Annotated in this window: 7 protein-coding genes; 4 read left to right on the top strand and 3 right to left on the bottom strand. The window is 67.9% G+C overall.

The window, feature by feature from the left end:
* On the bottom strand, positions 1-2,209 hold a 2,209-nt coding region (gene ponA2, locus A5701_RS05380), incomplete at its 3' end, for a transglycosylase/D,D-transpeptidase PonA2 (RefSeq protein WP_067749578.1).
* A 364-nt stretch (positions 2,210-2,573) separates the two neighbouring features.
* Here ponA2 and A5701_RS05375 point away from each other — a divergent pair.
* On the top strand, positions 2,574-2,924 hold the full coding sequence (locus A5701_RS05375) for a WhiB family transcriptional regulator (RefSeq protein WP_065443482.1): 351 nt from the start codon (positions 2,574-2,576) through the stop codon (positions 2,922-2,924).
* A 21-nt stretch (positions 2,925-2,945) separates the two neighbouring features.
* On the opposite strand, the gene A5701_RS05370 is transcribed toward A5701_RS05375, so the two are convergent.
* Positions 2,946-4,115 (bottom strand): ArsA family ATPase, encoded by a 1,170-nt coding sequence (locus tag A5701_RS05370; protein ID WP_067749576.1) that lies wholly within the window; start codon positions 4,113-4,115, stop codon positions 2,946-2,948.
* The gene (locus A5701_RS05365; protein ID WP_067749574.1) at positions 4,112-5,134 is read right to left on the bottom strand and encodes an ArsA family ATPase; all 1,023 of its coding nucleotides are present in this window, start codon (positions 5,132-5,134) and stop codon (positions 4,112-4,114) included. Before A5701_RS05365 ends, A5701_RS05370 begins: the two co-directional genes overlap by 4 nt.
* Before the next feature lie 77 nt (positions 5,135-5,211).
* On the opposite strand from A5701_RS05365, the gene A5701_RS27985 reads away from it, so the two are divergent.
* From A5701_RS27985 to A5701_RS05355, 3 genes are read left to right on the top strand one after another with little or no spacing between them, the layout of a single operon-like run.
* Complete coding sequence (locus A5701_RS27985; RefSeq protein ID WP_073871548.1) at positions 5,212-5,373, top strand: DUF4177 domain-containing protein; 162 nt, start codon at positions 5,212-5,214, stop codon at positions 5,371-5,373.
* Positions 5,374-5,838: a RidA family protein gene (locus tag A5701_RS05360; protein WP_067749572.1), complete on the top strand. Its 465-nt coding sequence runs from the start codon at positions 5,374-5,376 to the stop codon at positions 5,836-5,838. It begins immediately after the preceding gene.
* The gene (locus tag A5701_RS05355; RefSeq protein ID WP_067749569.1) at positions 5,835-6,629 is read left to right on the top strand and encodes an MBL fold metallo-hydrolase; all 795 of its coding nucleotides are present in this window, start codon (positions 5,835-5,837) and stop codon (positions 6,627-6,629) included. The genes A5701_RS05360 and A5701_RS05355 overlap by 4 nt, the downstream gene beginning before the upstream one ends.
* Positions 6,630-6,745: the final 116 nt, after the last annotated feature.

Below are 6,745 nucleotides of genomic sequence, written 5' to 3'. Positions count from 1 at the left end.
TGGCGGAGCTGTTGACGAAGTTGTTCTGGTCGGCGACCTGGAAGCCGGCCTCCTTGAGGCGGGCGCGCGCGGCATCGATGTCCAACCCGGCGACGCTGGGCACCCGCGACCCGGGTGAGCCGTCGACGTAGCGGGGATCGGTGGGCGGCAGCTGCACCGGGCCGAAATTGGTGGCGATCGGCTTCATCGCCGTGAACCAGGTGCGGGCCGGCTCGTTACCGCCGTACAAGTCGCCCTCGCCGCAGTGGCGCAGCGGCGACGAGCACAGGTCCGTCGGCGAGGGTGAGTCGTCATAGATGTAGTTGGCCGCGGCGTAGTGGTTGGTGAAGCCCACGAAGCCGGAGGAGCGGTGCGCCTCGGTGGTGCCGGTCTTGCCGGACATCGGCAGCGTCCACCCCGCGGCGCCGGCGGAACCGGAGGCGGTGCCGCCGCCCACCGCGTCTTTGCTCATCGCGTTCGCCAGGGTGTTGGCCAGGCCTTCGGGCACCACCTGGTCACAGGTCTCGGTGGTCACGGCGACCTCGTTGCCGTGCCGGTCGATCAGCTTGTCGATCGGGTTGGGCGGGCACCAGGTGCCGCCCGAGGCCAGCGTCGCCGCGACGTTGGACAGCTCCAGCGCGTTGACTTCGATGGGGCCCAGCGTGAACGAGCCGATGTTCTGCCGTTTGACGAAGTCGGCCAGGCTCTCGTTGCTGTCCGGGTTGTAGTCGCGCGCGGTGCCGGGGTCGGCGTAGGACCGCAGCCCCAGCTTGATCGCCATGTCCACGGTGCGGGTCACCCCGACCTGCTGAATCAGCTTGGCGAAGGCGGTATTGGGCGAGGTGGCGAGGGCCTCGGTGACATTCATCGACCCGCGGTAGTTGCCGGCGTTGACCACACACCAGTTGTCCTTGGGGCAGCCCTTGGCTCCACCGCTACCCATGCCCTTGGTCTGGAAGCGCGGCGGCACGTCGAGGGTTGCGTTGATGCCCATGCCCATGTCCAGGGCGGCGGCCGTCGTGAAGATCTTGAAGACCGAGCCCGCGCCGTCACCGACCAGCGAGAAGGGCTGCGGCCGCATGGTCTGCCCGGCGTCGCTGTCCAGCCCGTAGGTCCGGTTGCTGGCCATCGCCATCACCTTGTGCGAGGTCTTGCCGGGCTGGATCACGCTCATCACGCTGGAGATGCCCGGCAGCGTCGGGCTCGCGAACTGGTCGATCGCCGACTTGACCGGCACCTGCACGTCCGGGTCCAGCGTGGTGCGGATCAGGTAGCCGCCGCGGGCCACCTGCTCTTTGCTGATCCCCGCCCGCGACAGGTACTCCTGGACGTAGTCGCAGAAGAACGCGCGATCGCCGGCGGCGATGCAACCCCGCGGTAGCTCATTGGGCTGCGGCAGCACGCCCAGCGGTGTGGCCTTGGCGGCGCGCAGCGCGTCGGCCTCCTGCGGGATGTTCTCGATCATGGTGTCCAGCACCAGGTTTCGCCGCGCCAGCGCGCCCTCGGGATTGGTGTAGGGGTTGAGCGCGCTGGTCGACTGCACCATGCCCGCCAGCAGCGCCGCCTGCTGCCAGTTCAGGTCCGAAGCGTTGATGCCGAAGTAGGTCTGCGCCGCGTCCTGCACCCCGAACGACCCGTTGCCGAACGACACCAGGTTCAGGTAGCGGGTGAGAATCTCGGGCTTGGTGAAGGTCTTGTCGAGCGTGAGCGCCATCCGGATCTCGCGCAGCTTGCGCGCCGGGGTGGTCTCCACGGCGGCGCGCTTCTCGGCGTCGGTCTTCGCCGTCACCAGCAGTTGGTAGTTCTTGATGTACTGCTGCTCGATGGTCGACCCGCCGCGGGTGTCGACGTCGCCGCGGGCGTAGCCGGCCAGCCCGGTCAGCGTGCCCTTCCAGTCCACCCCGGCATGCTCGGCGAACCGCTTGTCCTCGATGGACACGATCGCCAGCTTCATGGTGTTGGCGATCTTGTCGGTGGGCACCTCGAAGCGGCGCTGGGAGTACAGCCAGGCGATGGTGTTGCCCTTCGCGTCGACCATCGTCGAAACCGCGGGGACCTCACCCTCGAGGAGTTGGGCCGAGCCGTTGGCGACGACTTCGGAGGCCCGGTTGGACACCAGTCCCAATCCGCCCGCGAACGGAAACATCAGCGCCGTGGCGACGACACCGGCCAGCAAGCAGTAACCCGCGAGCTTGAGGATGGTGAGAAAGGCCTGGGGCCGGTCTGACATGGCTACTACAGTAGCGGCCCCCTGTCACGCCGCCACGCTGCGCGTTCACCCACTTTTTCACCCCGTCATTGACCAGCGCTTTACGGCCGCGGCAGGGATAAAATTTGCGCGTGCGTCAGTGAATGGACCCCCCGAACGGGCGTGTCCAAGATCACTTCTTGGCCCGCCGTTTTGGACGAGACGGCACGCCCGTCCCAAAAAAAGCGTTATCGGACTGTTGCGCAATTGGTGGCTGACCACCTAACTTAGACACACGGTGAGATTCAGGTAACACCGATGTACACAGTGTGGCGTAGATCGCAGGTCAGGATCTGCACCCCAGGAGGGCGGTCGCGAGAGCGGCCGGTAGGGAAGGGAACAGTTCGTGTCAGGAACACGGCCTGCGGCGCGTAGGACAAACATTGCGGCCGCTCAAGGGGTACTCCGCAGCGTTGATGCCGAAGAACGGATCGCCTGGGTTTCCAAAGCACTGTGTCGAACCACCGACCCGGACGAGCTATTCGTCCGTGGCGCCGCGCAGCGCAAAGCGGCCGTTATTTGCCGGCACTGCCCGGTGATGCAGGAGTGCGGGGCCGACGCCCTCGACAACAAGGTCGAGTTCGGCGTCTGGGGCGGCATGACCGAGCGTCAACGCCGCGCCCTGCTCAAGCAGCACCCCGAGGTGGTCTCCTGGGCCGACTTCTTCGACAAGAGGCGCACCCGCAGCGTCGGCTGACCCGCGGACCCATCGCTCCTGCTAGCGCAGGGGCCCCTGCGCCGCCGCGCGGGCCGCGTCGTCGCCAACCGGTGCGATCTGATCGGCGAGGGCGCGCAACGCTTCCAGGTCCGAGACGTCGAAGGGCAGCGACGGAACCCCGACGACGGGCACGTGCGGATTGGCCCCGGTGAACCGCGACAGCAACCTGATTTCCCGTTTCGCGGTCTGCGCACGGTCGGCATGAATCCTGAGCACGGCCGCGGCCAGCGACGCCGCCTCGGAGTCCGCTTCGGCCTCCAGCGTTTCGGTTCCGTCGATCGCCCGCTCGGCGGGAAGCGAGCACAACGTCGGGTGGGTGCGGTTCAAGACCAGCCCGGCGAGCGGCATTCCTTCGGTGGACAACCGGTCGACGAAGAAGGAGGCCTCGCGCAGCGCATCGGGTTCGGCCGCCGAGACCACGACGAACTGCGTGCCCCGCCGCTTCAGCAGCGCGTAGGTACGGTCGGCCTTCTCCCGGAAACCACCGAAGGTGGCGTCCAGCGATTGCACGAAGGCCGCCGCGTCGCTCAACATCTGTGAGCCGAGCACGGTTGACATCGCCTTCATCGCCAAACCCATTGCGCCGGTGACCAATCGGCCGATACCCCGGCCCGGCGCGAGCAGCAGTCGCCACAGCCTACTGTCCATGAAGCTACCCAGCCGCTTGGGCGCGTCCAGGAAGTCCAGCGCGTTGCGCGACGGCGGGGTGTCCACCACCACCAGGTCCCAGCGGTCCTCGGCCAGCAGTTGGCCGAGCTTCTCCATCGCCATGTACTCCTGCGTGCCGGCGAGCGAGCTGGCGACCGTTTGATAGAACTGGTTGTCCAGAATCGCTTGCGCGCGGCCGGTTCCGGAGTACTGGACCACCATTTCGTCGAACGTGCGGCGCATGTCGAGCATCATCGCGTGCAGCTCGCCGGGAACCTCCGGCGCCAACGGCACGCGCTGAGGGGTGTTGCCCAGGTCGTTGACCCCGAGCGCCTGGGCCAGCCGCTTGGCCGGGTCGATCGTCAAAACGCAGACGTTGCGGCCGTATTCGGCCGCGCGCAAGGCCATCGCGGCAGCAGTGGTGGTCTTGCCCACCCCGCCCGCGCCGCAGCACACCACCACCCGGTTGGTCGTGTCGGCCAGGATCGTGGCCATATCAAGCTTGTTCGGCGTGGTACTCATCGAACCCCCTGCTGCGCAAGCACTTCCGAAAGCTCATAGAGGCTGCCGAGGTCGACGCCGTCGGAGATCGTCGGCAGTTCGAGCCGCGGCACCTTCAACGCGTCCAGTTGTTGCGCGATCTCGGCTCGCGCGGCGATGACCGTCGCGTGCTCGATGGTTTCGGTCAGCAGGCCCGCGAAGTCGTTGTCATTCAGCTTGATCCCAGCCATTTCCAGCCCCGTCCGCACCGAGTCCGCGTCGACGTGTCCCTCGGCGGCCTTGGCCAGGTCGGCGGGCTGCAGGTACGAGGCGATGTTGCGGTTCACGATCACGCTGCCGATCGGCAGCTCCATCTCGGCGAGCTCCTCGATGGCCTCGAGCGTTTCCTGCACCGGCAGCGCCTCCAACAGGGTGACGAGGTGGATGGCGGTCTGCTCAGAGTGCAGCAGCTTCACCACGCCCTCGCTCTGCGAGTGCACCGGGCCGCCCTTGGCCAGATCCGAGACGGCCTTGGTGACGTCCAGGAAGCGGGCGATCCGACCCGTCGGCGGTGCGTCGACCACAACCGCGTCGTAAACCGGGGTCTTGGCCCCCTTGTTCAGCCGCACCACCGATTCCTTGATCTTTCCGGTCAGCAGCACGTCGCGCAGACCGGGCGCGATCGTCGTCGCGAATTCGATGGCGCCGATGCGGCGCATCGCCCGCCCGGCGATACCGAGGTTGTAGAACATGTCCAGGTATTCCAGGAAGGCCGCCTCGATGTCGATCGCCAGGGCGTTGACCTGGCCGCCGCGCTCGGCGGTCGCGATCTTGACCTCCTGGTAGGGCAGCGGCGGCACGTCGAAGAGCTGCGCAATGCCTTGCCGCCCTTCGACTTCCACGAGGAGAACCTTTCGGCCCCCGGCTGCCAGGGTGAGCGCGAGCGCGGCCGCTATCGTCGACTTGCCCGTGCCGCCTTTGCCGGTGACGAAATGCAGGCGGGCCTTCGACAACCGCGCCGGCCAGCCGACGGCGCTACCGCCGCTCGATATGTTTGCCACCTTCGCATGCTAGCCCGGCCGGCGCCGGGCCCCCGGGCAGGCCAGAGGCGTTCACACCCGACCGATAAGCTCGCGCCATGAGCCAACCGATCGCATGGGAATACGTCACGGTCCCGCTGCTGACGCACGCCACCAAACAGATCCTCGACCAGTGGGGCGCCGACGGTTGGGAACTGGTGTCCGTGCTGCCCGGGCCCACCGGGGAGCAACACGTCGCGTATCTGAAGCGCCCGAAGTAGATGACGGCGTCGGCCCGGCTCTCCGAACTCGGTGTCGCGCTGCCCGCGGTGGTGGCCCCGCTGGCCGCCTACGTGCCCGCGGTGCGGACGGGTGACCTGGTCTACACCGCCGGTCAGCTGCCGATGCAGGACGGACAGCTCGCCGGGACGGGTAAGGTCGGGGCCCACGTCAGCCCGGAAGAGGGCAAGGCGCTCGCGCGGATCTGCGCACTCAACGCCCTGGCCGCCATCGACTCGCTGGTGGGCATCGACGCGGTGACGCGGGTGGTCAAGGTCGTCGGCTTCGTTGCGTCGGCCCCCGGTTTCAACGGCCAGCCCAGCGTCATCAACGGGGCCTCCCAGCTGCTGGCCGAGGTGTTCGGCGATGCCGGCGCCCACGCGCGCTCGGCGGTCGGCGTGTCCGAGCTGCCCCTGGATGCGCCGGTAGAGGTGGAGCTGATCGTGGAGGTCGGCTCACGACCGTGACCGCCGCGCCCGAGTCGCTGAGCCACCCCGCCTACGGCAGGCTGCGGGCGGTCACCGAGACCGCCTCGGTCCTGCTGGCCGACAACCCGGGATTGCTGACCCTCGAGGGCACCAACACCTGGGTGCTTCGCGGCAAGGGCAGCGACGAGCTGGTGGTCGTGGACCCCGGCCCGGACGACGACGAGCACATCGACCGCGTTGCCGGGCTGGGCCGGATCACGCTGGTGCTGATCAGTCACCGGCACGGCGACCACACCGACGGTATCGACAAGCTCGTCGAGCGCACCGGCGCGACGGTGCGGTCGGCGGGCAGCGGGTTCTTGCGCGGCCTCGGCGGTCACCTGACCGACGGCGAGGTGATCGACGCGGCCGGCCTGAAGATCAAGGTGATGGCCACCCCCGGCCACACCGCCGACTCGCTGTCGTTTCTGGTCGACGACGCGGTGCTCACCGCGGACAGCGTGCTGGGCCGTGGCACCGCCGTCATAGATAAAGAAGACGGCAGCCTGGCCGACTACCTGGAATCGTTGCGGCGGCTCCGCGGCCTAGGGCCCCGCACGGTGCTGCCCGGTCACGGGCCGGACCTGGCCAACCTGGAGGCCGTCGCATCGGGCTACCTGGTGCACCGGCACGAGCGCCTGGAGCAGGTGCGCGCGGCGCTGCGTGACATCGGCGAGGACGCCACCGCGCGGCAGGTCGTCGAACACGTCTATGTGGACGTCGACGAGAAACTCTGGGACGCGGCCGAATGGTCCGTTCAGGCGCAGCTGAACTATTTGCAGCGAACCTGAAAATCTGCAGGAGAACTGCGAGTAAGGGCCTGCGAAATTACCGGCTCGGCGCAATTCCCGCGCGCTTACCTCGCTCGGGTTCGGATTCTCGCTCGGTTGCGCCCGCGCTCCGGGCG

Origin of the sequence: Mycobacterium sp. E3305 (genome assembly GCF_001666785.1) — a bacterium.
Taxonomy (GTDB): domain Bacteria; phylum Actinomycetota; class Actinomycetes; order Mycobacteriales; family Mycobacteriaceae; genus Mycobacterium.
This window is presented reverse-complemented; position numbering and strand designations above follow the sequence as displayed.

What these genes read in the sequence shown, in the direction of transcription:
- A5701_RS05370 (WP_067749576.1), bottom strand. Translation starts at nt 4,115, where the DNA reads ATGAGTACCACGCCGAACAAGCTTGATATGGCCACGATCCTGGCCGAC.
- A5701_RS27985 (WP_073871548.1), top strand. Translation starts at nt 5,212, where the DNA reads ATGAGCCAACCGATCGCATGGGAATACGTCACGGTCCCGCTGCTGACG.
- A5701_RS05360 (WP_067749572.1), top strand. Translation starts at nt 5,374, where the DNA reads ATGACGGCGTCGGCCCGGCTCTCCGAACTCGGTGTCGCGCTGCCCGCG.